We start from the raw sequence: 24,447 nt of genomic DNA, 5'->3' as shown, positions 1-24,447 counted from the left end.
GAGGGCCTTTTTATCTTCATTTTTAAGGAAACTCATGGACGCGATATTTTCGTTAGTGATGACGACGGCTTTGTTACTTGGCTCACCGGGGCCTGCCCCTTTAGCATTGGCAGGTGTAGGAGCAAGCTTTGGTTTTCGCCAAGGCGCAGGTTTTTTAGGGGGGATCCTAGCGGGTTTGTTGGTTGTGATAGCTTTAGTTGCAACAGGGCTAGGTACTTTGTTTAATACTTACCCTTTCGTGCAGAAGGTGTGCCAAGTGCTCGGAACGGCCTATCTATGTTACATAGCCTATAAAATTGCTACAGCTAAAGGCGGCATAGGTAGTGTGCAAGGCAGTGCACCAAGCTTTAAAGATGGCTTTATATTAAACCTCATTAATCCAAAAGCCTATGCCGCGTTTTTAGCGATATTTGCCAACAATATGCTCAACCAGTTTACGCCCATGGCAAATGTGTTGTTGACCGTCATTAGCTGCTTTTTAGTTGCCGTACTAGTGGATGGACTATGGATGGCAATGGGAGTAAAACTGCGCCCATTATTTGCAAAACCTGCGCAAGCCAAGTGGTTGAGATTAATATTTTCAGGTGCTTTGCTTGTTAGTCTAGTGATAACTTTTGTACGATAATTAGAAATTTATAGGGAATTTGCACTACATGCTTACCACAACTGCCACTGATACACATTTGCAGCAACTGCTAACGTGGTTTTCAAACCAACAAGAAGTGACTCAATGGGCAGGGCCAAATATTAGTTACCCATTGCATACCCAGCAAATGAGGACGGACTTAAATATTACAGATGACAATACGATTGTTTTGCAGTCGGTTGACGGTGAAGTGTTGGCATTTGGGCAGTATTATTTGCGTTTCGAGCGTTGTCACCTTGCACGCTTAGTCGTCAATCCGAACCAAAGAGGTAGAGGGGTCGCTAAAGTATTGATCGAAGCTCTGTGTAAATGGGGTTTACAGTCACTGAAGGTAAGGGATTGCTCTTTATTTGTGTACGAACATAACCAAACAGCTATTAAAGCTTATGAAAAATGTGGCTTTGTGAAAGAAACTATATTGGACGAAGACTCGTTGGATGGGTGTATTTTCATGATAAAGCCATTGCTTTTGGAAAAATTTAATAAGGTTTAATAGTAACTTCTTTAAAAAAAGCGCTACCAAATGGTAGCGCAAAAGGTTAAGGGAGGGTCCTCGTCTTTATTCGTTCACTGGAATACCAGCCCAAGCGGCGGTCTCAGTGTTTTCCATTAGTGTAAAAAGAGGTGTCGCTTGCTGTGATTTGAGGTCTAAACTGATGACTTCTTTGCCATGGATAAGATAAGTGACATCATATGCTTGGTTGTTGATCAGCAGCGAGGGCACATCAGCTGAAAGGGCCTCAATGGCTTTAAATCTGCCAGCTGCTTGCCAATTATTTTCACTGTCAAATATGTTGATGTAGCCTTTTTCATCAAGGATCAATAAGTCTTGCGAAACAGCACTGATCCCATACGTCAAGTAGGTTTCAATGCCTTCTGGTTGCCAGTTGAAAGCACTCAACTCATTGTTTTCTAAATCAACATGGTAAAAGTTACCCCTCGCAATACCCAGTACATTGGCATTGCTGTGACTGCCTATGAGCTTGCCAATTCTATGCCCCTCAGGTAATGCCGCTGTATTGGCAATATGCTCCGATGTAAAAGTGTTTTCTTGTTGCGTAATTTTTACGATGCCATCACCACACGCAAAAGCGATGTATGATGTGGTTTGGATACTACCATGTAGCGCAGGGCAGGCATGCTCAAAAGTTTGTTCTTGATGAAAATGGTCACCATGTAATTCAAATAGGCCTAGCGAGCTTGGCAATGAGCTTTCACTTTCAGGTTCGCGTAATGTCGCTATCACCCAGTCGCCACGTACTTGCCCTGTACCGTGCATATATGTTGTGTAATGGTGACTTGCTAGTACGGAATTGTTTGCGATACTCGTATCGGAAAGTAACGCGAAGCTTGCATCTGTGCCACTGTCTTTGTTGCCATCGAAAAACAGCAAAGCATTTTGTGAGTTAGGTATGTAGTGAGTTGCCTTGCTGTCGTATAGCTCAAAGCCAAGCAAACTTGGTGTATCTTGGTGCAGGCTTTGCTGATTATCAGTTGTTTCTAGGTGCAGCCCTGAATCAATGAATTGCACAAGGTCGTTTTGACGAGAAATGGCTAACACATAGCGTCCTTGGGCACTCGTTGCCAATGCGAGTTCTTCATGAGTTGTGGTTAATGAATCAACTAGGCTGCCGTCATCCAAATTGTAGATTGAAATTGTATTAGTGTGCGCTATTGCCAATCTACCATATGGCAACGTGATATCAGGTTGTTTGCTGATAGGCGTTGTATGCTCATCATGGCTATTATCTTGTGCTATTGGCGTGAGTGTATGTTTATCTGAGCCACAACCGGCTAAGACAAGCAAAGAGACAAAACTAAGTAAAAAGCGAGTTTTCAACTTGAACTTTCCGTAATGTTATAATGTATCATTTTTAAAATGTTATAACATAACAAATGTGTAGGTCAACATACTTGTACCTACTTTTCATTTCAAGCTTTTCTTGCTGTGGTTTTTAATGATTTACTTATTGATTTTAAAGAGTAACTTGTTATTTTGCTTAAAGGTGTATGCTCGATAAGCAACACTTGAAGTCAAAAAGTCATTGTTAAGGGAGCTGAATTTAATGCAATTACACATTTCTACTGATCGTTTGTTACTTCGCCCATTTCAACCTACCGATGCGGCACGTGTTGCCCTGTTGGCTGGAGATAAACGCGTCAGTGGCATGACCAAAAATATTCCCCATCCGTACTCAGAGTCAATGGCAGTAAAGTGGATCAGCACTCATCAGGCGAAGTTTGAAAGTGGTGAAAGCGTTGTTTATGCCATCACTCAAGTTGATAAAAATGAAGTGATTGGCGCTGTTAGTTTTGTCACGATTGAGGATGGCATTGGCACTTTGGGATACTGGTTGGGGTATGATTATTGGGGTAAGGGCATTATGTCTGAAGCTGTCCGGGGGCTGGTTGAATTGTACCGTAGAGAGTTTAATTTAAAGGGCTTAGAAGCAACACATTTTGTTGAAAATGAGCGCTCAAGAGCCGTGATCAAAAAAATGGGATTGGTATATCTGGAGGATCGAATAATAGAAATACGCACACAACAGCGTGCTGTAAGCGTCCATCAGTGTAAATTCTAATTGTTTGCTCACAGGGGCTGGCAATAGTCGTATTATTACAGTGCAATGTTCATATATTCTTTACCAATAACAATTTACTACAAGAGCGGTATTTTAGGGAGAAATTCCTTAAATTTGATGATTGTGTAATAGTTTCTTACTCAGTAATATGCAGATGGTTGAATGAAAAATGTTCAGTATGCGGTTGCAATTTGCCTCATATGAATGCCTTCTGATTTACGAGGACCAAAATAATGAAAAAAAAGCCAACAGTAAGATCATTAAAATTAAAAGAACTATCGCGCAATAATGCGTTGCTTGTAGTAGGCGGTGATAGTGATTTGTTTATCTCTGAAGCAAGAGGAAAAACATCATTAAAAACGACTTCCCATACGTCAAAACGTACGCTGGGGGTTTAGGCTGTTAATGGCGGATATTTAATGCATGCAATACGGTGGGGTTGAACATGTTTCGTCGTAACCCCATACTTTAAATTTCAAGTAGCTTTACCCTTCATTTTGACTTTTTTACTGCCATAGATAATCACTATGCTACGCATTGCAAATTCCTATTTTATCTTGAGCCTGACTCTTTTTATGATGGTGATAAATCACAACATGTAAGGAGTATTTTTATGGCACATAGGGTTGGCCACACACTAAAGAAAGTGACGTTACCGCTCGTTGCGAGTCTATTGACGCTACCCGCCTTAGCGGGGCCTGGAGATTGGTTTGACGCCAGTAGCAACTTTGCAACATTGGACTCCAGTAAATCACAAGTCAGGTTTAGCGTACAATATCCACAGTTACGTGGTGGTAACTGCGGTATTGGTATTGCGCTCAATGGTTTTAACAGCTCTGAGCGGTATTACAAGGAGTTGTTAGAGCATATTGAGGTTAAATCGGAATATCGCACCGATCAAGGCGTTTACGAGCTTGTGCCGGTTTCGGTTACTCGCAATGGGGTACTCTACGCATTTAATTATTTCACCCAATATTACATGACGTATGTCACCATCAGCACAAAAGATGGCGTTACTTTTGGCGATGTGTTTGATCGCATGTCGACGTATTATGATGTGCACGCCATCACGACAGCGGTTAGCTGTCAGCATTTGAACGACGCCCAATAGCATCATTCGGCCAAGGCATTTTTTATTTCGAACTTAAGGCTTTGGCCAATCATGTTATTTTGAATATCAAAACGATGAATTAAACACAGCTCATCGACCACTATTGCGTTGTTTTCTTCAAGACGACGCAATGGCGTCACGCATTTTTTAGCAACTCGTTCGGGTAAAATGCCTGCACCAAGACCCTTAGCGACCAAGCTGGCAATCACTTCCAAATTATTGGAATATTCAATTTGAAATTGACTTAAGTCGAGCATTTTTAACAATGTTTGACTTTGCTTTAGGTTAGGGTCGCAGTATAAAACTCTACAGCGGTTTTGTGTTTGGAAGCAAGGTGTCACTTGGCTTTGCCAAAGAGTCACTTCATCCATAAAGAGCTTGTGGATCACTAAATCTGGGTGTTGAGTTGGGTTAATGACTAGCCCAAAGTCGATGTCACCACTGACGACTTGTTCGGTAATTTTGCGAGAAAGGTCATGCACTAGGTTAAGCCTTAAAGCGGGATATTTTTGTTTTAATGCAGGCAATAAAATTGGCAGCGTATAGAGTGCTACGGACGGATGGCAGCCAATGCTAAATGTACCTACCATGTCGGCGCTTGATCGAGTCACGCAAGAATGAAGCTGTTCCCACTCGGTCATAAACTTACGGCTATGTTGCGCCAGTGCTTTACCGGCATGTGTGAGCTTTACACCATTTCGGCTTCTTACAAGCAGTTGTGTATCAAACATGTGCTCAAGCCGTTTTATGGCCGCGCTCATACTTGGTTGCGTGATCCCAAGCCGCTGAGCGGCACGTGACAAGTTGAGGGTGTTTGATACCTCACTAAAGTAAGCCAGATCATCAAAAGACGGTCGCATTTTATTCCTTTGCATTTATTGTAACTTTTTTGTGAATAGCATAACTATAATTGCAATGGGCTTTATTTGGGTACTTTTAGATATAAATATTTTTATGTCGTATTTTGTGTTTCCTATAACCAACCTAAATTGAGGTGCGGAGCAAGCCTTTAATGGCTATACATCGTATTAGTATGTCAAAGGTATCATTGGAGGTTAGGGAATGTGGTTAGATGAAGAGAAAAGCCGAATGATTGAAATGGCATGGGAAGATAGAACCCCCTTTGAAGCCATAGAGCAACAGTTTGGTTTAAACGAATCACAAGTGATCCGCTTTATGCGCCAAGAGTTAAAGGCAAGTAGCTCTAAATTGTGGCGCAGGCGGGTGAATAGCCGAGCAACTAAGCATGTAAAGTTGCGGAACCCTAGTGTGATTCGGGGTTATTGCCCTTCTCAATATAAGCGCCGAAAGTGTAGAGTTCATTAAACAAACCTGTCATGCGTAAATTTCACTGTACCTATTTGGAGTATAAATTTATTTATATTTCAAATAGGTACAAGCAAAAACTCACGGCTTAATTATTCATAACGGATTGGTTACAAATAAATTCATACGAATTTGTTGAAAGTAAAGCAACACAGTAATATAGCCTCACTTGCTGTAAAATAAACTAGCGGCGAGTATAAGACACTAACAATGTATACCTTACTTTACTGATGAAGTGCTTGATGATTCAAAGTAAACTAATTGTTGATACTTTGAGTTTTGTTTATTAATATTTGGCGCGATTCGAGGTAAGGGATGTATACCAGCTTCATATTAAGGAATTGGACTATGAAAACCTCACTAAAAGTAAAATCTAAAAAGTTAAAAGAACTTTCTGATACAACAAGTCAGCAGGTAAGAGGTGGAGGAGACGATACTCTTCAGCCCCAGGCTATGCATTATTTTAAGCCCCTATTCTACTTTTCGAAAAGGTGTTAGAGGATAGTTTCAATAAGGAATAAGCATGAATGAAACTCTATATGTGATGGGTTGGTTTCTAAAAGCCATTGAATTATTTATTGTTCTCTTTCTTGTAAAAAAGTTTACTAAGTTAAGATGGTCTTTATTTTTTGGTGGCAGAAAAGATCTAAAATCAATTCAGCATCATGAATTGCATTCATGCTTTTTAACTGCATTTTGTGTTGTGGTATTTCACTTCGCAAATACTGAAATTGATTTGTACATATTGTCTTTGGAGATGGAGAAGGTTGCAAAAATAAGATTGTTCTATCTTAGCAAAATGATTATGCACTTTTCTTTTATCGCGACAGTATTTTGCTTGCACCTTATTCGAGGCTGTTCGTTTTCACCTGCAGCAAGAAAATGCTCTTACGCGACAATCGTATTTATGATGTTCCAGCTGACGCAATTGATAGCAAGAGGGTATTATGACTATCATGAACTAAATGTTGCATATGTTATTGTTGGTTGGATTTGTAATTTCGTCATTGTTTCGGCGGTTGCCGTCTATCCAATTAAAGAACTGAAAGAATACATCAAAGACAGACGCGAAAGGGCTTAAATTTTAATTCGGTTTTATTTACGGTGGTGACAGAGTGTTGCCTCCACCTTTCACTTCAAATTTATGCTTTTTTGACGCCTAAATTGAATCATCATCAAACCATCGCTCCAAAAACTCAATACATTGCACCAGTTTGGGTGGCACAAATTGTCAGGCTGGGTAGAGGGCATACAGGGTTAAACTCGGTGTATGGCATCTGGTAATATTTCAACCCACGGCGGGATCGCACTTTGTAAAAAGGCTTTAACCCCCGCCTCTTTTCTGATCTAATAACGCCCACTGTTTGGCACGCAAATGTCGGTTATAAAAATAGCAGGCGAATGGCAGTTGCTTAAAGAATCAGCAACCGGTATGCGTGTTCGAGTTTATGACGTTGTGCTTGCGCAATCACTCGAGCCGAGTGAATTTGCACAGTATCTTGACGATATTTACCATGAGTTATCAAGTGATAAACACCATAAAGTTGTGCCGCTAACAGGTTAACTAGGGGCTGCTTTTTTTAATTGCTCATATGTGGGTTGGTACTGTCGTGCGTTTTAGCAGTGAGTTAACCACCCAAAAACACTTACCTCACCACTAAATCAAGCAGGTGCTGTTGGTATTCTTTCAGTAATTCAGCTCGTTCTTCGGCAGACTCTTGTTGTACTCCATGGGCAATAAAAGGAGTAAGCACTTCCCAACCCATAAAACCAAACACATCTTGGTATAATCCATCTATTTTGGTTTGATAATATGCGCGTTCTTCATCATTACTCGCTCCACCTGTAGTCAGTGAATACATTACTTTTTTAGGGAGTAGTGTTGCGTCTTGTCCATATGCAAAGCCAGAGGTGAGGACTCTGTCAATCCAGCCTTTTAAAATGGCGGGGAATGACCACCACCATAATGGAAACTGCAATATCAAAACGTCGCAAGCGACCAGTTTGGCTTGCTCACGTTTTATGGAAGATTCAAAACCATTGTGCGCAAGTGCCCAACGTTGTGCTTTTGCTACGTTGAAGTTTTCTTTAGGTAAATTAGGTATATCGTGATGGCTAATAACCGGGTTGAAGTTATCTTCGTACAAGTTTGACTCAATGACTGAGATACCATTTTGTGCCAAAGTTGTACATGCGGTTTTATGCAGAGCAACGTTGAATGAATGTGGATTTGGGTGAGCTACAACTAAATGGACGTTCACGTTAACTTCTCGCAAAAATAAGACATTCAATAAATACCAAGTTGTGGCGAAGATGAATAGCAATTTGAGGTTAAATGCGCTTTTATAGGGACTAAATAAACTAAGTAGAATAAGTAATGAGCTCGTTTAAGGTAATGAGATTCAGAAACAAATTCAAAATGGCGAAATAGGTTCAACGATGTAGCTAGATTTAGAAAAGCAAAATTACCTCAACATACGCTTTCGTTATCCTGACGGATGTCAGGATCTCTAAAACTTTACTGAGTAAGGAGAATGGAAATGGTTTTGGGACGTTGTAACTGTGGGGCTGTTGCGTTTACGGTACAATGTGAGGTCACAGATGTGTACCTATGTCATTGCTCAATTTGCCAAACTGCCAGCGGCGGTGCGGGGGTTGCTGTGGTTATCGTAGCAAAAGAGCTGTTTAATTGGGAAAAGGGACTGGATTCGCTTCGCCATTGGCGAAAGCCTAAACACGATTGGCATTGCTATTTTTGCCAAATATGTGGCACGCCAATGCCCGGAGACAATGACGAGCAGCGTATGTACATTCCTGTTGGCTCCATAGTTAAAGGTGGTGAAAATCTAAAAGTGGCTCATCATTTGTTTGTTGATTCAAAAGCACCTTGGGATGAAATCGCCGGTGAGGGTGTGCAACACTCCCATGCGCATGGCAGTGGGAACGATTAAGCTGGTAAATTGCACTCTTGGTTTTGTTGTATTACACCGTGACGCCCAAGTTATGTATTTCTGCTTAGCAGCCTGTATTGCTTCGGTGTTATTTGAGCAATTTGTTTTAACTCTCGGGTCATGTGAGCTTGGTCAGTAAAACCATGTAAGTTGGCAATATGGGCTAGCGGCAGCGAGGGAAATTTGCGTAATGAATTGAGCGTGTGATGGACGCGCATAACACGTTGAAAGTGTTTGGGTGTGATCCCTAACCACTTTTTAAACTGCCTTTCGAGTTGTCGCTGGCTAATTGAGGTATTTACACTGAGTATTTCATCATGAATTGATGTTTGCATCGCATCAATCGCTTGTTTTAGCGAACGCGGGAGTGAGCGGAAGAGTGATAAATTATCTGATAGCCACCGGTAAGTGGTGACTATCTTTGCGTATGGTTGGGTCACTTGCTTAAGTGTGTTGTATATCGCTCTAAAAGCTTGATTGTGTTCTAGCGTGGGGTCAATTGGGGTTGCTTGTTGGTAGTTATCCCCGACAATAGCATGTCCGATTGCCGGATGAAATCGTACGCCAACAACACAGCTATTGGCAGGCAAACGAATTGACTCAGTTTTAGTACTAATAGGCTGTGCGATGACCCCACAAGGTAGGCTATTTTCACTGAGTTGGATAGGCCCACCAAGATTAAAGAGTATGCCTGTACAGCCGTCACTATTTAGGTAGCGAAGCACAGGCTCAGGTTCAGTTTCGTGAGTGCTTACCACCCAGATAGCTTGAATGTAATCAGCTAATATTCTCTTTGGCTTGAATATACGAAAATTAAACTCTGAGCTCACGGCGTCGTCCTTGTTATCGAGCGTCGTTTATTTTGAAATACTCGGGCTAAACGCTCTACTCATTCGATTCCAACTATTGATCGCATTCACTGCGATTGTCAAATTCACTAAATCTTTCTCGGGCAGCCATTTTCTCGCACTTTCGAAATCTGTTTCAGAGACATGTTGCTCAACAGTCAATAATTCCGCCCATAATAGTGCGCTGCGCTCAACTTCGCTGTATAACGGCATACCTCGCCATGCACTTAACCCTATTATGCGCTCAGCACTTTCACCTTGTGCCATGGCATCTTTACTATGCATGTTGATACAAAATGCACATTGATTGATTTGTGATACACGCAATTTAATCAATTCAAGTAACGCCACTGATAAAGTATCACTGTTCTCAAATTGTGTTTTTAAATAGCTTTCTTGAGTCATTAAAATATCCATCGCACCGGGTACGAGTTCAAAGTAATTTAAGCGTGTGGTCATGGTATTTCTCCTTTTTTGTTAACCACATCAGTCTAGGGTGTCAGCTCATGAAAATTCTTGAAAAAAAACGACATGTTTTAAAAAAATTCGGTTTTATGAACGATTTTGATAGTATTCCAATCGTTTTATTTAAAGGGATAAATTAATGTTGTATGTGATTTTGACGTTGGTGTTGGTGATAAGTGGTGGTTTTGCTTTTTTGCCTCGTTTTTCAAAAGTCATTGAGCGTCACAATGTGGGGGTTAATTATGTGTTGACCTTACTGGCGACGTTAGTCGGGGTGCTCGTTGCGATTAGCATTAGTAACTATCACGCACAGCAAGCTGAAAAGGCTGATATGATCAAATTACTCAGTGCAGCAGAGGAGACGGTTGATGCGAGCTTTGACTACTCACAAGGGTTGCTAGATTATATTGCGACGATAGAGGAACAAGCGCAAATACAAAAAGCCTACATAAATAACCCGCCACCAACGCTTGCGTACCTCGATGCTATTCTTGTGTTACCTATTGTTAGTAAAAATATTTCATCGAACAGTTTGAGTACCATTGTCAACTTGAACATTGTGGCGAAGCAGCTATCAAAAACATCAGATAGGTTGGCAGGTTATGTTGCAACTTTGTCTACGCTAAAAGGAGTGTTAGAGCTAGAAATTGATTATCAAAAAGGCTTGCTGACTATTGAACAACTCAGCGAGGACTCCAGAAAAGCCATGACAGACTTGCACCTTACTTTAAATGGAGAAGTAGGAGCCTCAACAAAGGCTCCGCAAAAGTGAATGTACTTAGAACGTGATGATGGTTGAAACCGCTTCTTCATCAGCCGTTTCAATCGACATTTTTATGGTACGGTTTTTCCAATCAATATCTAACATGCCATAGTTGCTACCCGACTTATTGATTAAGTGACGGTTACTGGTTGTTAGATTGCTCATATCTGCGCTGACTTTGCCAACATAGCCTGTTGGGATCTTATCACCATCTGCCGCGCAGTTACCCCATTGACCAGCAACGCCTTTGCCATTGTCATCCCCCTCGGTGTAACACCATGGCTTGTTGTGATCACGTGTGATACAACCTTGATAAGTGACCCCTGCATAGCTGAACGGTAATTTACATTGCTTGGTGAATTTGCCATCGCCTTTGGTATCGGCGTAAACAGGCAGACGCAGTGGGTTTTCAATGTGATAAGGCCAATTTTGACCAAAGCCAGATGCCGTGATTTCATAAACCGTGGCCTGATTACCGAACTCACTACTTGCAGGGATGTCTTTTTGCAATAACTCACCCCAATGTTGATCGCCTGATAAAAAGATCACCGCTTTGGTTTTGCCATCATTGATTGACTTTTGCACCATGCGCAGCAGGCGTTCTCTTTCGCTTGGGATCTCCGCCCATGACTCATAGCTGGTGCCTGACATATCGGCTTCACCCAATGACTCAATGGCTTGATTGAATGTTTTACCGTTGCCATATGCGCAGTAACTTGACTTGCTGCGGCCTTGGTAAAGAGGGGGTAATACTTGGATACCACTTGCAATTAGCTTGATTTCAGAGGGTTTTGCAAGCTCTTGCTCGAGCCACTGCCATTGTGCCTCACCTAATATGGTGCTTTGGTCGCCTTCACATTTACCGTAGTTATCAAAGGTGGGTGAGCGGAAATAACGGGCATCCAATGTGATCACATGGGTTTGTTCACCAGTTTGGCCCAGCATTTTGGCTTCGTAAATACCGGTTTGACCATTTAAACGCGGGTCACTTTGTGGCACGTCAAAGTGACGCAAATACTCTTTTTGTGCGTTTTCGCGTTCAGGGTAATGTTTTCCATCGTTGTTGCGACCATAGTCATGATCGTCCCACGTTGCCATTACTGGGATCTTGGCTTCGAGAAAAGCATGATAATCTTCATTTTGCTTTTTCTCATTGTACTTTCTACGCATGATGCCCATGTCTGTGGTGTCTGCATAGATATTGTCGCCTAGCCACAAGAATAAATCCGGTTGCTGACCAATTAAGCGGGCGAGTGCTTCAGGCATATCGCCTTTGGTTTTAAAGCACGAGCCGAGCGCCACTCTATCTAGACGCTTATTAGGATTTGGATGAGTGTGACTAAGCATTTCAGCAGGTTCAGCAACATCACATTCTTCCCACTCGCTCTCGCTTGTATAACACCAAGGTGTGGTGTGATTTCGAGAGCTACAGCCATAAAACTGCTCACCTTGATAGCTTGAAGGTGCACGACAGGTTTTGCCGCTTTTAGTTTTAAATTCAGGGATGGTTTCGACTTTAACATTGCCCCAGTAGTTACCAGCTTGCGCATTTTTCAGGTAACACCATTGACTGCCATCATTGTTTTTATTGGTTGTACCTTGATAATCAGCACCTAAGTAATTAAAGCTCGTTTTACATTGCTCATAATGCACATCGACTTGCGCTACTGCCAGTGTTGGCAATATAGCTAAAAGCATACCGCTAAGATTTTTCATGTTTATTCCCAAATAGTAACAATCCCGAACTTGTTTGATTAGCAGCCGCTTTGCTTATTTGTTATAAATAATTGAGCTGCTGAGTGTTTACTGGTTTAAATTACTAATACACGCGTGCCAGTTAACGCCAAGTTCAAGCAAAAAAATTCATCCTGATAAGTCATGTCTTCCGTGTTGAAGACGACATCTTAGAGTGGTGGTGTGATCGAATGCTTGCAGAACTATTTCAGGTACATGACTTGAGTCGCATATTTGTCATGTCTATAAATCAAGCTGATAAGTGTTGTGGCTTATCACATTGCAAGACAAGAACCGACTTTTGCTGAGTCAATGATTGATTATATGGATCATGTGGTTACATGTGGGCGAGCGTGCTTACGCAGGCTCGCTGGTTAGCAAAATATCTTCCCATTGCTGCCAAAGCTTAAATACGAGCGGGCATTCAAGCACTGGCATGTTGCGCATGCTACTAACATGCTTCACTTCTAAAATGCCTGTTTGTAGCATCACCGTCGCTGCTTCCACGTATTGATGGGCTGTTTCCATACGAATAATTGGTGTACTGAAAAGTTGTTGAATAAGTGCATCCCAGCCAACGGGTTGCATACTACATGCAAGTGCATTACGAAATTGTTGTTCACATTGGCTGTTTCACTTCTATGATGTGTACCCTGATTTTCAGATCAGGTATACTTGCGCCTTTAAAAACAGGCTTTTCATAGGAATGAACATGTCCAATCGAACTTATTACTCGACAATACTTTTTTCTGTTAGTGCTTTGACTTTGTCTGTGTATAACTTCGTACAAGCCCCTTCAAAAAAACCAGTTCCTATCGAGGCTGAGGTGTTTCAGTCTACTTCTAATGAGAAAAGTATCAGTGACAATGCTGCGACGGTGATAGAGCTGAATGAGCATATTGCACGCTTGGAACAACGTATTTTTGAACTAGAGCAGCAAGCATTAGAAAGTCCAGCTGTGAGTAGTGGCAATCACCCTGACCTTAAGCAGCTTGTACTGAATGTGATTGAGCAAAAAGAGGCGCAAGAACGTGAGGAAATGCGCAACCAAGATCCTGCTTACGCATTTTATGAAAGCTTACCACAAGACTATGAAATTAAATTAAAAACGGACCCTGAGTATGCAGAGCAAGTGAATAAGTCTTTGAGTGCAAAGGTCTTAAATAGTGGTTTGCCGGCAGTGGAACGATTATCGGCAATGGGACAATTGCAAATGAACATGTATGTGTTGAATAAAACGCAAATGAGCCATTACAACTATGATACAGTAGATGCGATACTAAAAATTGCACAGCACAGTTCCGACGAAAAAATCAAAGTGCAGGCGCTGGAAGTGATAACAAACACACCGCTGGCGGATGCTCGTATAGCCGATAGTTTTGTTTCAATCATGGAGAAGGAACAAAATGAGTATGTGCGTAGCATGGCAGCAGATGGACTTATGTTGCAGTATTATCAGTCAAAATCTGCGAAGTCAGATCTGCACAGGCAGTTAGCTCAGCAAATTTTATCGGTTTATAATAACGCAGACCAAAAGCTAAAAGATTTGTTGAAAAATAATACCTTTAACGACGATGTGCTGGCTGAATTGACACAAAACGCAGGCAATTAATCACAGGTGTTTTCACTCGTTGATTCCTCACAAAGTGGTTGCTGAGCTGCCATTTTCTCGCGTTCAGCTTTGGAAATATAGCGAGGTTTGTTGCTTTTGTGGAGTTTGGCGTTAGCGCGTTTGTCTTTTTTCTTTAAGGTTTCGTAGATTTTCTTTTTGCGGTTCATTTTCACAGCTCATTATTAATGAGGCGCTAGTTTACCTCAGTACAAGTTAGAACAACACTGAAAAACGCTGTTAGCACTAACTTGAACGATAGACATCTTGGCTGAATGCATGAGCAAATGAGTTTTGTGTTACAAGAGGTACGATAAGGTGTGTTTTTTGTGGTTATTTTGTTGCCACCATGTGATGCTGGTGTTATGTTAGTTCCTGTTTTAGGTTGTAAGTGGGTCGTCTTGAAGCCAGAAAAAGTATTTTAACGCTTCTCATTGTGGGTGTTTTTAGGCACGCTCGATATCTAATTTTGCATCTCACTTTTCGCTTAAAACAGTTAATTTCAGATACCAGCGGTTGGTATATGGATGTGCGACCGCTCCATCTCTTTATGTTTTATAATATACTCACCTTTCAATTATTAACTTATTACTTAACTTTTATTGCTCCATACAGGTTGGATTCATTGCGGTATGTATATTAAAAGCTCAATATCATATTTAATACTTTCTTTTTCAGTGCTTATTACGAGTGCCTATGGCATAGAAGCGCCCACATTGGAGGTGTTACAAAGCTTAACTGATGGGGTAAATGACGTTGATGGCTTAGATAACCCAAGAGCGGTTGTGCTCTCTCATGATAGTCACAAAGCGTACGTTGCTAGTGGAGATGACAATTCACTGGCAGTTTTTGATGTGAACTCGGAGGGCTATCTAACACTTAGGCAGGTCATAAAAAGTAATAGGGATGAGGGCTTATATCTTGAAGGTGCGGCTAGCCTCGTTGAACTAAGTCAAGCACGACGTTTGGCGGTGGTGAGCTTTTACGATGGTGCGCTGAGCGTTTTTGCCAATGATAACGCTAAAGTATTGCAGCAAGTTCAAGTGATAAGCAATTTCATGCCTGTTGAACAAGTATTTAAATCAAACAATGATTTCAAAAACGCTGATACATACGGGTTATTAGGGGCTTGGCAAATCGTAAAATCAGTTGACGAAAAAGATATTTTTGTCGCCAGTTATAAGAGTGATGTGGTTGCTAGGTTTAAGTTACAAGATAATAAACTGGTATTTGCATCAAAGTTACCGGTACACAAACAGCCACTGGGTAACCCAATCGATGTTGTTATATCGCAAGATAACAATTACTTATTCGTGCTTGGATTTGAAGGTAATCGATTAACGATTTATCGTCGAAACACACTCGGTGAATTCGACTTTTTACAGCAAATCGACAACAGTAATGCTGCGACACCCATGTTCGAAAATCCACAAAAAATGACGTTGTCTGGCGATGCAAAAACCCTATATGTGGCAAATTCTGCCAATGCATCAATTAGTGTGTTTAGTCAGCAAGCGGGTCGCTATAAGCATGTCCAGACTGTGGCCAAAGCAGCATTAAAGGGGGCAAGTAGCCTGTTATTATCGCATGATAACACCGTGTTGTTTGCAGCTGGAGAACAAGGTGAGGGGATTATTCTGTTTAACATTGCCAAGGATGGACAATTAAGCTTTAAGCAAACGCTCAATACTGCCAATAAGCAAATCAAAAGTGTTAGCTCACTAGCGCTTGGTATACAACCTGATACGCTTTTGATCACGCTTGCTATATCAGACTCCATTTTGTTGATTAAAGCGCCATAAACACGCTTGTTTCACACGGGGATGTTTAACAATTAATCTTTTTTATTCATGCGCCAAATAATATGGGCCGTTAAGCGCATCCTACTGTATATTTTACGCAAAAAATGCTATTGCTTTGCTACAAGCATCACAACCGCATAATACCAATTAAAATAAGACGGTTGCCTTTCACGTTACTTATGGAGTCACATTATGAAAAATGCAGGTTTTCTTAAGCCTAGCCTAGCAAGTATTGCTGTTATTGTTGCATTAACTGGTTGCTCATCTGAGAGCACAACATCCGTTACTAACGCTTCGAGATCTGAAGCACTAGAAGTGATGGCAGATGCAAAGTTGCAGTCAGTCGATGCTGTTGTGGATAGCTATACAAAAGCATTTATTGCTCATGAGCCTGCGCTTGCGACTTCATTAAAATTACCCGTTGAACAATATGGAGAGTACGCAGCCAAGTTACCTAACTACTCATTAGCTGGTATGCAGGCCTTGCAAATAGAGATGAGCAAAGCGGCGGAGCAGCTCAAGCAGTTACAACAATCGCAATTAACAGACGAGCAGCGATTGCATGTTGAAGTGAATGAAGTTTTAGCACGTTACTATGCGGGTGATAGTAAGTTTTCTGCGGGTTACATCGATACTTGGGGTGGTCACTTACCTTATATTGTCAATCAGTTATCAGGTCCGCTGGTCGATATCCCAAATGTATTGAAAGACCAGCATGGTGTTGAGTCTAAATACGATGCTGAAAATTACCTAAAACGTTTAGCTGCGTTTAGCACTATGGTTGAACAAGTTCGCTCTAAAGTAGCGGCTGACGCGAGCAAAGGGGTTATTTTACCGAAGCCGCTGTTTGCAAATACGTTGGGATATTTGAATAAATTCACAGCGCCAAGTGCAAAAGAGCACCCGTTGGTAAGTTCATTTGCTGACAAACTTGCCTCTGTTGATGCGATGTCAGATGAGCAAAAATCGACAATGGTGAGTGAAGCGGCGAGTTTAGTTGCAGATAAAATTTATCCTGCTTTTGCAAAAGTGACTGCGGATATGCAAGCGCTTGAAGATAAAGCGCCAACGGATGTAGGCATTTGGGCACAACCAAATGGTGAGGCATTTTATCAACATTCGATCACCTACTTAGCAGACTCAGATATGAGTGCGGAGCAAATCCACAATATTGGCTTGCAAGAAGTGGAACGAATCACTAAACGTATGGATGAAATTCTAAAAGCGAACGGTTACAGCAAAGGCAGCGTTGGCGATAGAATGAAGCAACTCAATGAAGAAGAACGTTTTTTATATGAAGACAGTGATGAAGGACGTGAAAAGTTACTGGCATTCTTACGTGGTGAAATTGAAACGATTAATAAGAAAGCGACTTCGTTGTTTTCTACATTGCCACCGCAAAAAGTGGAAGTTAAACGTATTCCTAAAGCCGTTGAAGCCGGCGCACCAGGTGGTTATTACAATGGCCCATCGCTAGATGGTAGTCGCCCGGGTATTTTTGCTATCAACCTAAAAGATATGAAGGCTGTACCAAGCTTTGGATTAAAAACACTGACTTATCATGAAGCTGTACCAGGGCATCACTTCCAAATTGCACTTAACTTATTACAAACCGATATTGGCCTTATGCGTCAAAACGCCTCTTTCAATGGTTATATTGAAGGATGGGCGCTGTACTCTGAGCTGGTTGCCTATGAAATGGGGATGTATGAAAACGACCCATTCGGTGATTTAGGGCGTTTACAAGCGGAAGTATATCGTGCTGCGCGTTTAGTGGTAGATACAGGCCTGCACTATAAGAAATGGACTCGCCAGCAAGCAATTGAATATTTTGCTGAGGCGACAGGAACGGCAATGAGCGATGTAACAGCCGCAATAGATCGTTACATTGCATGGCCTGGACAGGCGCTTGGCTACAAGCTAGGCATGCTTAAACTGGTTGAATTACGTTCTATGGCGCAAAAAGAGTTGGGCGATAAGTTTGATATTAAGGCATTCCACGACCTAGTCTTACTTAAAGGCGCGCGTCCGTTAGCGATTGTGGAACAAGACGTAAAAAACTGGGTGAGTGAGCAGAAAAAAGCCTAGCTCCAAAGTTTTTTTGGTTTTTACATTGGGGCAATAGCCCCTTTGTTGTTTATGGCGATGAATTCGCCGTTGGCTAGATGTTCAAATTGACAGGAACAAATATGAAACAACTCTCTATGCTTGGTGCGCTTTTTATGACGATGGGCAGTCATGCCAATCTTGATCAAACCAGTGTTCGTGTTGCCCAGTATGCATTAGATAATTATCAACAGGCACAAATTCATACCTTGGCAAACTTAGTGTCGTTTCCAACCGTGAATAAAGAAGGGTTAGATACACGAGAAAATCCGGCGTTTATTGGTTTTAAACAACTTCTGCGCATTAAGGCGGCGCAACTTGGCTTAGATTATCAAGACAAGGGCCATACTGTGCTGATCGGCCTAGGTGAACAACGCGATAAAGTCACGGTAGTAACGCATGGTGATGTTCAGCCCGCTGATGCCAGTAAATGGCAAAAAAGCCCGTTTATGTTAGACGCCAGCTCTGAGCCAGGTAAGCTGATAGCTCGTGGTACTGAAGATGATAAGGGCCCCATTGCCACCGCACTGTATGCGATGAAAGCAATTAAAGATCAGGGCGTTGTACTGAACAACCGCATAGAGCTGATGATCTATTTAGCGGAGGAATCGGACTGGGAGCCGCTCAAAGAATTTATGAAAACTTATGAGCAGCCTAAGTACGCAATCACCATTGATGCTAGCTACCCCGTTGTGGTGGCAGAAAAAGGGTGGAGTTTAATCGAACCAACATTTATAGGTAAGGCTGCGCGCACAGATGTGTATGTGAGTGATTTAAAAGGCGGTGCATTTAAAAGCCAAATACCTGAAGATGCTAGCGTCGTGCTGCACAACGCCTCGCCAAACTTACTTGCGAAAATCAAAACAAGTGCACAGCAACTTAGCCAAGTTAAGGTTGAGTTTACACCTGTGCATGGGGCTGTAAAGGTGAGCGTGAAAGGGGTTTCTGCACACTCGTCAGAGCCCGAGTCAGGCGTCAATGCTATTGCTTACCTAGCAGAGCTATTTAGAGGGGTAAAGCTTGAAAACAATGCCGATGGACAAGCGCTACAGTTTATAAACCAACTCATTGGTACCGGTCTTTATGGTGAGCAGTTTGGCGATATTGCCTATAGCCATGATTTTATGGGCCCAATGACTGTGGCTCCCACTTTACTTGCTCGGGATAACGACTCAATCACGTTATCAGTGAATTTACGCAGACCTGTCGGTAAAGAGGCTCAACTACTAGAGATGCAAATTGACGAAGCGATCAAAACTTGGCAGGCCGATAATCAAATCAATTTAGTGGATGTCCAAGTGGCGCTTGGTGAGCCGATGCTATTAGACAGTGCACCACACGCGCAAAAACTCTTAGACATCTTTAAGCATTATACACAAGATGACACGGCGGGATTTGTTTCAATTGGTGGTGGTACAAATGCAAAGCTGTTTGATAATGCAGTTAGTTTTGGTCCATCAATGCCGGGTAAAAAGTATACAGGCCACTCTGAGCATGAGTTCATAACGCCTGAGCAACTTCAGCTTAACTTACACATGTATACGGCAATGATGATTGAGCTTGGTAACATGTAACATGTAATTCAAAGCCTTGCATGACTGTGAGGCTTTTTGAGCTATTTATTCACTTCATCTCACTTTCCTTTTTAACGTCAAATATGCCTAAAGCTTGTGCCATATCAAAGCAGCACTGATTATAACTTGAGTAAATATGCACTGGTGTCTACCTTAATATGCAGACTCGTTAAATGGTATTTAACTTCAACCACGCCATTACAAGTGATAATAACGAACAGAGTGAGCGAAATAGTTTTATTGGTCAATTTCGCTGATATGTGGCTGAAGTTATTTAATTTGGAGAAATTATATGTCTCAGCAGCACGGAATTTCGTTAGGTATAGAGCGCATATACGGTGATTTTTTAATGCATGTAAAAGCGTTTGGTAAGTTGACACATGAAGACTACCTAACCATGATGCCCATCATAGATGCCACTTTTGCGCATGTTGAACACCCTCGTATTAAGGTGTTGGCCGACGTAACCAAATTAGAAGGTTGGGAGCTGCAAGCCGCTTGGGACGATTTAAAGCTGGGCGTAAAATATGGTTCAAATATTGAGCGTGTCGCTGTTGTTGGATCAAAAGGCTGGCAAGAGCTGTTAATGAAGGTTGCGGGATGGTTTATGGATGCTGAAGTTAAAACTTTTACTGAAATAAACGAAGCAAAAGCTTGGTTACTAGAGCGTTCAGAAAAAGACTAAAAAGGTTGCGAACAACACCTATGATATTAAGCCTAACTCAAGCGGTGGATATTTGTTCCTCTTTTAGGGGTAACTCATTGATTACTTGTGCCCTGAAATATGACATATCGATGAAGTATCTAACTTGTAGCCTCACATAAATTCACAACCCGTCAGTTTTCGACTAAACCTAAAGAGCCTATGTAGCAAGACGCACTTTTATTAGGAGGGAACATGTCTAACGCAGGTAAAATAGAGCAAAAAGTTTCAAAACGTGCTTTTGAGATCACATCGACCACTGAGCCAGTATTGGGTCCTTTGGCACAGTTACCAGGAGTTTGGGAAAATACTGGACAGTTTAAAGGCCATGGTTGGAATATGATAGCTTTACCATTTCCAACAGGCGCTCACGACTACCGTCTTTTAAACAACCAATACAATGAAGTGTTAACATTCCAATTGGTTGATAAAAATGTACCAAACCGAGGCTTAAACGGCGACCAAGAAGTATTTACGGTTGACTACGTACAAGCGATTGACCAAATTGCCGCAGCCGATGCGCCAGAGTCTGGTTTAGCTGGCGATGCGGGGCTAGCAATACACCACGAGCCCGGTTTGTGGCTGCATATGAAAGATCACATTACAGGGGACTTAGATATTGCCCGTTTATCGAGCATTCCGCATGGTGATTCTGTAATGGCATTGGGCCAAAGTGCCAAAAGTAAAACAGGGTTCGATATTCCTAATATCAGCGGTTTACCAATTGGTGTTAATCAGGATCTTGCTAACCCTTATTTACATCCGTATTTACATTTTCATGAGCACCTATTTCAAAATGTATTTGACCCAACCAAACCAAATGACCTTTTAAAGCAGGCGATCATGCCATTTTATCAACAAGGTAAAATCGCCAATGTCACCCAGCTTAAAGTCGATTCAGCCTTGGCAAGTGGCGGTGTAAACAACATTCCATTTGTGACTAAACAAGCTAATGCAACTGAAGTAAGCTCAACTTTTTGGATCTACGAGTTAAATGAAAAGCTACCTAATGGTGAGCCAAAAATGCTGTTGCAATACTCGCAAACCGTGATGTTGGAGTTTTTTGAGCGACCTGACGGCCAAGGCTTGATCAAGTGGCCACATATCAGTATCAATACCCTTGAAAAGCAATCAAGTTAACTTATTAAACACAAAAAAGGCAGCGCGAGCTGCCTCGTTTTATTCTAAATACTCATTATAAGTGTGGCTTTACTTTTCAACTTGACCCATTGGTGAAAGTAAATTTCCCTCAGGATCAGTTGGCTGCTCTAAGTTACTGTATTTCTCAAGTGCTTGTTCTGATAATTGCAAACCGATGTCATCGTCATATGACTCACCGTTTGTCTGTATCGTAGACTTGGCACTTTGACGGCTGATACTGCAATAGCCTTTGCGTTCAAAATGGGCATTACCAAAATACCAAAAACTGCCAAACTTGGTGTTTTCTACCCATTCATGCCAATGGCCTGCGCCCATTTCAGAGCGGCTATCCCTAACTTGAGTCACCATTTCCCACTCCATGCCATCGTGTCCTCTTTCATTCCAAAAGTCGCCGTACATGAAGACTTGGTCGCCTTCTTTTTCTGCAACCCCATTCCAATTTGGATAGGTATTCGATACCCAGCGATAGACTTCGTGGGTGCCATTCATCCCAACGTAGTAGAAACATAGGCCTTGCGTTGCCCATCGGGCATGGTTAGACGCGCGATCATCATGAAAGGTGATCAGCCATTGGTTACCTTCTTGGGTTAAAGTCGGTTTGTATATTTGAGCTTGAACAGCAGATGCGGAGAGTGCACATGCCGCTAAGCAAAAAGTTAATATATTTTTCATAACGTTATTCTCCTTATACCTGTAAATAAACCTCCTTGATGGAGTCCTGTGTGCTTAAAAGTTTCGCTTAAAAGCACAGGCTAAGTATGGTGAGAACGACCTAATTTGATGTATGTGGCTACATGTATTTTTATCGGAAATATGTCGAAATGGGCAATAATCTTTACTTGCAGCTTGAGTGTGTGCGTTCGTGCATAGCGCCACAAATTTAAAATTAGTTATTGGCGCCGAAGCCTCTTGTTATGCTCGTGAAAAACCACTTTCAGTTCGCTTTTTTACTAATACATCCCAAATGACCTTGCTTTCAGTTTTCTTATGAAGCACATCAGGAAAAGAAAGCTCACTCCCAAATTTCTGAAATCCATAGATATTAGTGGTAAAGTTATATGATTTTTTAAACTTTGGGTCGACTATGCAAAAAATTTGCGTTATCCCTCTTTTTTCTAGTTCCTTAAACACCAAATCGATAAGCGTGATTGCTTCAGTCACTTCTTGATAAAGAAAATTATTAATTTCACAAACTTCAGCAGATATTGGAATAATTGATTCGTTGCCTTTATCGATTGGTATAGCCTGAGTTCCTTTGTATGTAACACGACAAAATACTTTCTTATCCGGTAAACAAAACCAATCTGAGTTTTTGTCAAACTGTCTATCAAACTCATCACACCAGCCAATATACCGCCTATTAAAATAAGTACTTGTGTAAAGTTCTCTTAGCCGTTGTATCTCTGTAGTGTTCTTTATCAAACAAATATCCATGTATAATTACTCCGTAAAAAGGATCTAACTCTTTAAGAAGGGGCGCCGTCTATTGCGTACCATTTTCTTGATTTTCATAGTTATTATCTGCTCTATTCATCTAACTCCAAATTAATCACTACCAGCCCTATTTTTGGGTGAATTGTAATAGAGCCAAGTATTGGGCTTGGTTCTTTCTTTAAAGTCCCGCTTATAGTGTACCGATAGCCGTTAGGAAGAGTATATGTACCCCAAAACGTTCCTTTTGGTCAAATAAGAAACAAAAATAAATGACACCCACCACTATTCATATTCAAGCTGAGGAAGTGAAATAAAAACGTATAAAGATACTCCAATCACAGGTTACAAACACGTTTTTCGATAGGTCCATTTTTAGCGCCCAAGTGTATCTTTACACCAAAACCGGATTATCGCGTACGACAACGCGCTGTAATTAAAACAGTTATAGATTTCTAGTTGATAGTGTTTGTCTGACTAAGACAACAAGCGCTCGCAGTTTGTTAGATTGGTGCGCCGTCGTTTTTGAAGTGTTTGGCAGTAAGCGGTTATTGTCCGCTCTCGACCAACCGCGCCGCGGAATACCCGAGAAAATTGAGTAGTGAGTCTTATCCAGTTCTCAGGTTCTATATTTATTCGAGTAAGAATGGGCTGCGCTTCGTTGATATAACCACGCTTGTCAGCGCGAATACATTGGCCTGTTAGTTCAACTAATTCAATATAGGATTTGAGCTCAAAAGGCAGTCCTTTTGGCATCTGTTTTCGAGGGCTGCCAGCAAAGCGTAGTAGGCTTTTTGGCTGTTTTCCCTGCTTAGCGTGGTCGATGCGCTTTTTGATGCTTGTATAGTCTGAGGTTTCAGGTGTTGCGGCGATTTTCGCTCTAATGGGGTTTAAATCTACGTAAGCGAGACAAGCAGCCAGTGCGGCTTCATCCAGTAATGCTTGAGATTTAAATCGTCCTTCCCAGAATCGACCTGTACAATTATCTTCTTTATTTGCTTTGCGGGCGATGTCTTCGTTAAGTACCCGCATAAACCAGCTAATATCCGCGAGTCTTTCCCTGTACTTGGCGACATGCTCATCGAGTATCAACTGCTCCGACTCTTTGAGTGACGCTCCCTCAACGAGCTTATGTGTTATCCAATTGCCTTTGAATAACTTGTGCCACCGTATCACAATTGCTTTATCCGACAGACGCTTAGCCTTTTTATCATCAACATATAAAACAATGTGAGTATGATTACTCATCACGGCATAAGCACAGATCTCAATACAAAACACAGACCCCAACATCAGGAGCTTTTTTTCAACCCAATCCCGGCGGTGCTCGTATGATTTGCCCGTAAATCTATCTTCACCGCACAGAAACGCGCGCCTTACACAACGGGAGATACAGTGATAGTATTTGGTGTCGGTTAAACTGATTTGTCTTTTACGGGCGGTTGCCATCGTTTGGTTTCCTCAATCCTTTGAGTGCAGGATCAAAGCTTAGGCGGCATTTTAGTAAGGCGCAAATTTGTGGTGGGTGTCTTTGGTTTCTTTTTATAGTATTTGGTGTCGGTTAAACTGATTTGTCTTTTACGGGCGGTTGCCATCGTTTGGTTTCCTCAATCCTTTGAGTGCAGGATCAAAGCT

Annotated in this window: 27 protein-coding genes; 16 read left to right on the top strand and 11 right to left on the bottom strand. The window is 41.6% G+C overall.

The genetic code is table 11. The features are described from left to right. The first annotated feature begins 34 nt into the window (after window positions 1-34). Window positions 35-625, top strand: a complete 591-nt coding sequence (locus ACW689_RS06445; protein WP_476289506.1) for a LysE family translocator — start codon at window positions 35-37, stop codon at window positions 623-625. Between the two features lie 28 nt (window positions 626-653). Further along, on the top strand, window positions 654-1,139 hold the full coding sequence (locus ACW689_RS06440) for a GNAT family N-acetyltransferase (RefSeq protein ID WP_476289504.1): 486 nt from the start codon (window positions 654-656) through the stop codon (window positions 1,137-1,139). Window positions 1,140-1,205: 66 nt separating this feature from the next. Here ACW689_RS06440 and ACW689_RS06435 read toward each other — a convergent pair whose 3' ends face one another. Beyond that, window positions 1,206-2,486: a hypothetical protein gene (locus tag ACW689_RS06435; protein WP_476289502.1), complete on the bottom strand. Its 1,281-nt coding sequence runs from the start codon at window positions 2,484-2,486 to the stop codon at window positions 1,206-1,208. Window positions 2,487-2,712: 226 nt separating this feature from the next. On the opposite strand from ACW689_RS06435, the gene ACW689_RS06430 reads away from it, so the two are divergent. The 3 genes from ACW689_RS06430 to ACW689_RS06420 all read left to right on the top strand — a co-directional run bounded on the left by ACW689_RS06430 (window position 2,713) and on the right by ACW689_RS06420 (window position 4,339). Then, entirely contained in the window at window positions 2,713-3,228 is a 516-nt protein-coding gene (locus ACW689_RS06430) for a GNAT family N-acetyltransferase (protein WP_476289500.1), read from the top strand. 233 nt (window positions 3,229-3,461) lie between these two features. Continuing rightward, a complete protein-coding gene (locus ACW689_RS06425) occupies window positions 3,462-3,626 on the top strand; it encodes a hypothetical protein (protein ID WP_476289498.1) in 165 nt (54 codons plus the stop codon). Window positions 3,627-3,841: 215 nt separating this feature from the next. Continuing rightward, entirely contained in the window at window positions 3,842-4,339 is a 498-nt protein-coding gene (locus ACW689_RS06420) for a hypothetical protein (RefSeq protein ID WP_476289496.1), read from the top strand. Window positions 4,340-4,341: 2 nt separating this feature from the next. Here ACW689_RS06420 and ACW689_RS06415 read toward each other — a convergent pair whose 3' ends face one another. Further along, window positions 4,342-5,199 (bottom strand): LysR family transcriptional regulator, encoded by an 858-nt coding sequence (locus ACW689_RS06415; RefSeq protein WP_476289494.1) that lies wholly within the window; start codon window positions 5,197-5,199, stop codon window positions 4,342-4,344. A gap of 202 nt (window positions 5,200-5,401) precedes the next feature. On the opposite strand from ACW689_RS06415, the gene ACW689_RS06410 reads away from it, so the two are divergent. From ACW689_RS06410 to ACW689_RS06400, 3 genes are all read left to right on the top strand, one after another. Next, window positions 5,402-5,665, top strand: a complete 264-nt coding sequence (locus ACW689_RS06410; RefSeq protein WP_476289492.1) for a TIGR03643 family protein — start codon at window positions 5,402-5,404, stop codon at window positions 5,663-5,665. Window positions 5,666-6,188: 523 nt separating this feature from the next. Then, a complete protein-coding gene (locus ACW689_RS06405; RefSeq protein ID WP_476289490.1) occupies window positions 6,189-6,746 on the top strand; it encodes a hypothetical protein in 558 nt (185 codons plus the stop codon). 279 nt (window positions 6,747-7,025) lie between these two features. Beyond that, on the top strand, window positions 7,026-7,229 hold the full coding sequence (locus ACW689_RS06400) for a DUF7661 family protein (protein WP_476289866.1): 204 nt from the start codon (window positions 7,026-7,028) through the stop codon (window positions 7,227-7,229). Between the two features lie 82 nt (window positions 7,230-7,311). Here ACW689_RS06400 and ACW689_RS06395 read toward each other — a convergent pair whose 3' ends face one another. Further along, window positions 7,312-7,926, bottom strand: a complete 615-nt coding sequence (locus ACW689_RS06395; RefSeq protein ID WP_476289488.1) for an NAD(P)H-dependent oxidoreductase — start codon at window positions 7,924-7,926, stop codon at window positions 7,312-7,314. Window positions 7,927-8,205: 279 nt separating this feature from the next. Here ACW689_RS06395 and ACW689_RS06390 point away from each other — a divergent pair, with 279 nt between their 5' ends. After that, on the top strand, window positions 8,206-8,616 hold the full coding sequence (locus ACW689_RS06390) for a GFA family protein (protein ID WP_476289486.1): 411 nt from the start codon (window positions 8,206-8,208) through the stop codon (window positions 8,614-8,616). Window positions 8,617-8,666: 50 nt separating this feature from the next. On the opposite strand, the gene ACW689_RS06385 is transcribed toward ACW689_RS06390, so the two are convergent. After that, complete coding sequence (locus ACW689_RS06385) at window positions 8,667-9,446, bottom strand: helix-turn-helix domain-containing protein (RefSeq protein ID WP_476289484.1); 780 nt, start codon at window positions 9,444-9,446, stop codon at window positions 8,667-8,669. A gap of 27 nt (window positions 9,447-9,473) precedes the next feature. After that, a complete protein-coding gene (locus tag ACW689_RS06380; RefSeq protein WP_476289482.1) occupies window positions 9,474-9,923 on the bottom strand; it encodes a carboxymuconolactone decarboxylase family protein in 450 nt (149 codons plus the stop codon). Between the two features lie 145 nt (window positions 9,924-10,068). On the opposite strand from ACW689_RS06380, the gene ACW689_RS06375 reads away from it, so the two are divergent. Next, on the top strand, window positions 10,069-10,701 hold the full coding sequence (locus ACW689_RS06375) for a hypothetical protein (RefSeq protein ID WP_476289480.1): 633 nt from the start codon (window positions 10,069-10,071) through the stop codon (window positions 10,699-10,701). Window positions 10,702-10,707: 6 nt separating this feature from the next. Here ACW689_RS06375 and ACW689_RS06370 read toward each other — a convergent pair whose 3' ends face one another. Further along, complete coding sequence (locus ACW689_RS06370) at window positions 10,708-12,408, bottom strand: alkaline phosphatase D family protein (RefSeq protein WP_476289478.1); 1,701 nt, start codon at window positions 12,406-12,408, stop codon at window positions 10,708-10,710. A gap of 375 nt (window positions 12,409-12,783) precedes the next feature. Further along, window positions 12,784-13,014 (bottom strand): hypothetical protein, encoded by a 231-nt coding sequence (locus tag ACW689_RS06365; RefSeq protein WP_476289476.1) that lies wholly within the window; start codon window positions 13,012-13,014, stop codon window positions 12,784-12,786. A 124-nt stretch (window positions 13,015-13,138) separates the two neighbouring features. Between ACW689_RS06365 and ACW689_RS06360 the strand changes: the two genes are divergently transcribed. Continuing rightward, window positions 13,139-14,038: a hypothetical protein gene (locus tag ACW689_RS06360; protein WP_476289474.1), complete on the top strand. Its 900-nt coding sequence runs from the start codon at window positions 13,139-13,141 to the stop codon at window positions 14,036-14,038. On the opposite strand, the gene ACW689_RS06355 is transcribed toward ACW689_RS06360, so the two are convergent. After that, the gene (locus ACW689_RS06355) at window positions 14,035-14,205 is read right to left on the bottom strand and encodes a DUF2986 domain-containing protein (RefSeq protein WP_476289472.1); all 171 of its coding nucleotides are present in this window, start codon (window positions 14,203-14,205) and stop codon (window positions 14,035-14,037) included. The genes ACW689_RS06360 and ACW689_RS06355 overlap by 4 nt on opposite strands. A 462-nt stretch (window positions 14,206-14,667) precedes the next feature. Here ACW689_RS06355 and ACW689_RS06350 point away from each other — a divergent pair, with 462 nt between their 5' ends. The 5 genes from ACW689_RS06350 (at window position 14,668) to ACW689_RS06330 (ending at window position 21,360) form a co-directional block, all read left to right on the top strand. Continuing rightward, window positions 14,668-15,837, top strand: coding sequence for a lactonase family protein (locus ACW689_RS06350; protein ID WP_476289470.1), 1,170 nt, complete (start codon window positions 14,668-14,670; stop codon window positions 15,835-15,837). 318 nt (window positions 15,838-16,155) lie between these two features. Next, window positions 16,156-17,925, top strand: a complete 1,770-nt coding sequence (locus ACW689_RS06345) for a DUF885 domain-containing protein (RefSeq protein ID WP_476289864.1) — start codon at window positions 16,156-16,158, stop codon at window positions 17,923-17,925. A 101-nt stretch (window positions 17,926-18,026) separates the two neighbouring features. Next, window positions 18,027-19,517, top strand: a complete 1,491-nt coding sequence (locus ACW689_RS06340; protein ID WP_476289468.1) for a dipeptidase — start codon at window positions 18,027-18,029, stop codon at window positions 19,515-19,517. A gap of 292 nt (window positions 19,518-19,809) precedes the next feature. Then, the gene (locus tag ACW689_RS06335) at window positions 19,810-20,202 is read left to right on the top strand and encodes a SpoIIAA family protein (protein ID WP_476289466.1); all 393 of its coding nucleotides are present in this window, start codon (window positions 19,810-19,812) and stop codon (window positions 20,200-20,202) included. A gap of 213 nt (window positions 20,203-20,415) precedes the next feature. Continuing rightward, on the top strand, window positions 20,416-21,360 hold the full coding sequence (locus ACW689_RS06330) for a heme-binding protein (protein WP_476289464.1): 945 nt from the start codon (window positions 20,416-20,418) through the stop codon (window positions 21,358-21,360). Window positions 21,361-21,429: 69 nt separating this feature from the next. Here the strand turns inward: ACW689_RS06330 and ACW689_RS06325 are convergent, their stop codons facing one another. The 3 genes from ACW689_RS06325 to ACW689_RS06315 all read right to left on the bottom strand — a co-directional run bounded on the left by ACW689_RS06325 (window position 21,430) and on the right by ACW689_RS06315 (window position 24,261). Beyond that, on the bottom strand, window positions 21,430-22,053 hold the full coding sequence (locus ACW689_RS06325) for a hypothetical protein (RefSeq protein WP_476289462.1): 624 nt from the start codon (window positions 22,051-22,053) through the stop codon (window positions 21,430-21,432). A gap of 240 nt (window positions 22,054-22,293) precedes the next feature. Next, window positions 22,294-22,815 (bottom strand): hypothetical protein, encoded by a 522-nt coding sequence (locus ACW689_RS06320; protein ID WP_476289460.1) that lies wholly within the window; start codon window positions 22,813-22,815, stop codon window positions 22,294-22,296. Between the two features lie 474 nt (window positions 22,816-23,289). After that, window positions 23,290-24,261 carry a transposase gene (locus tag ACW689_RS06315; protein ID WP_476289458.1) on the bottom strand — a complete coding sequence of 324 codons (972 nt, stop codon included), beginning with the start codon at window positions 24,259-24,261 and terminating at the stop codon, window positions 23,290-23,292. Window positions 24,262-24,447 lie beyond the last annotated feature (186 nt).

It is taken from the genome of Pseudoalteromonas sp. ABE4_541 (assembly GCF_056312285.1).
The sequence above is the reverse complement of the archived record's forward strand: the minus strand, read 5'-3'. Positions and strand labels throughout refer to the sequence as shown.

Excerpts from the sequence above, each read along its gene's own strand:
- ACW689_RS06415 (WP_476289494.1), bottom strand. The coding sequence starts at position 5,199 with ATGCGACCGTCTTTTGATGATCTGGCTTACTTTAGTGAGGTATCAAAC.
- ACW689_RS06410 (WP_476289492.1), top strand. The coding sequence starts at position 5,402 with ATGTGGTTAGATGAAGAGAAAAGCCGAATGATTGAAATGGCATGGGAA.
- ACW689_RS06405 (WP_476289490.1), top strand. The coding sequence starts at position 6,189 with ATGAATGAAACTCTATATGTGATGGGTTGGTTTCTAAAAGCCATTGAA.
- ACW689_RS06335 (WP_476289466.1), top strand. The coding sequence starts at position 19,810 with ATGTCTCAGCAGCACGGAATTTCGTTAGGTATAGAGCGCATATACGGT.
- ACW689_RS06430 (WP_476289500.1), top strand. The coding sequence starts at position 2,713 with ATGCAATTACACATTTCTACTGATCGTTTGTTACTTCGCCCATTTCAA.
- ACW689_RS06355 (WP_476289472.1), bottom strand. The coding sequence starts at position 14,205 with ATGAACCGCAAAAAGAAAATCTACGAAACCTTAAAGAAAAAAGACAAA.
- ACW689_RS06425 (WP_476289498.1), top strand. The coding sequence starts at position 3,462 with ATGAAAAAAAAGCCAACAGTAAGATCATTAAAATTAAAAGAACTATCG.
- ACW689_RS06315 (WP_476289458.1), bottom strand. The coding sequence starts at position 24,261 with ATGGCAACCGCCCGTAAAAGACAAATCAGTTTAACCGACACCAAATAC.
- ACW689_RS06320 (WP_476289460.1), bottom strand. The coding sequence starts at position 22,815 with ATGGATATTTGTTTGATAAAGAACACTACAGAGATACAACGGCTAAGA.
- ACW689_RS06360 (WP_476289474.1), top strand. The coding sequence starts at position 13,139 with ATGTCCAATCGAACTTATTACTCGACAATACTTTTTTCTGTTAGTGCT.
- ACW689_RS06365 (WP_476289476.1), bottom strand. The coding sequence starts at position 13,014 with ATGCAACCCGTTGGCTGGGATGCACTTATTCAACAACTTTTCAGTACA.
- ACW689_RS06325 (WP_476289462.1), bottom strand. The coding sequence starts at position 22,053 with ATGAAAAATATATTAACTTTTTGCTTAGCGGCATGTGCACTCTCCGCA.
- ACW689_RS06340 (WP_476289468.1), top strand. The coding sequence starts at position 18,027 with ATGAAACAACTCTCTATGCTTGGTGCGCTTTTTATGACGATGGGCAGT.
- ACW689_RS06390 (WP_476289486.1), top strand. The coding sequence starts at position 8,206 with ATGGTTTTGGGACGTTGTAACTGTGGGGCTGTTGCGTTTACGGTACAA.
- ACW689_RS06350 (WP_476289470.1), top strand. The coding sequence starts at position 14,668 with ATGTATATTAAAAGCTCAATATCATATTTAATACTTTCTTTTTCAGTG.
- ACW689_RS06375 (WP_476289480.1), top strand. The coding sequence starts at position 10,069 with ATGTTGTATGTGATTTTGACGTTGGTGTTGGTGATAAGTGGTGGTTTT.
- ACW689_RS06445 (WP_476289506.1), top strand. The coding sequence starts at position 35 with ATGGACGCGATATTTTCGTTAGTGATGACGACGGCTTTGTTACTTGGC.
- ACW689_RS06370 (WP_476289478.1), bottom strand. The coding sequence starts at position 12,408 with ATGAAAAATCTTAGCGGTATGCTTTTAGCTATATTGCCAACACTGGCA.
- ACW689_RS06440 (WP_476289504.1), top strand. The coding sequence starts at position 654 with ATGCTTACCACAACTGCCACTGATACACATTTGCAGCAACTGCTAACG.
- ACW689_RS06345 (WP_476289864.1), top strand. The coding sequence starts at position 16,156 with ATGGCAGATGCAAAGTTGCAGTCAGTCGATGCTGTTGTGGATAGCTAT.
- ACW689_RS06420 (WP_476289496.1), top strand. The coding sequence starts at position 3,842 with ATGGCACATAGGGTTGGCCACACACTAAAGAAAGTGACGTTACCGCTC.
- ACW689_RS06330 (WP_476289464.1), top strand. The coding sequence starts at position 20,416 with ATGTCTAACGCAGGTAAAATAGAGCAAAAAGTTTCAAAACGTGCTTTT.
- ACW689_RS06380 (WP_476289482.1), bottom strand. The coding sequence starts at position 9,923 with ATGACCACACGCTTAAATTACTTTGAACTCGTACCCGGTGCGATGGAT.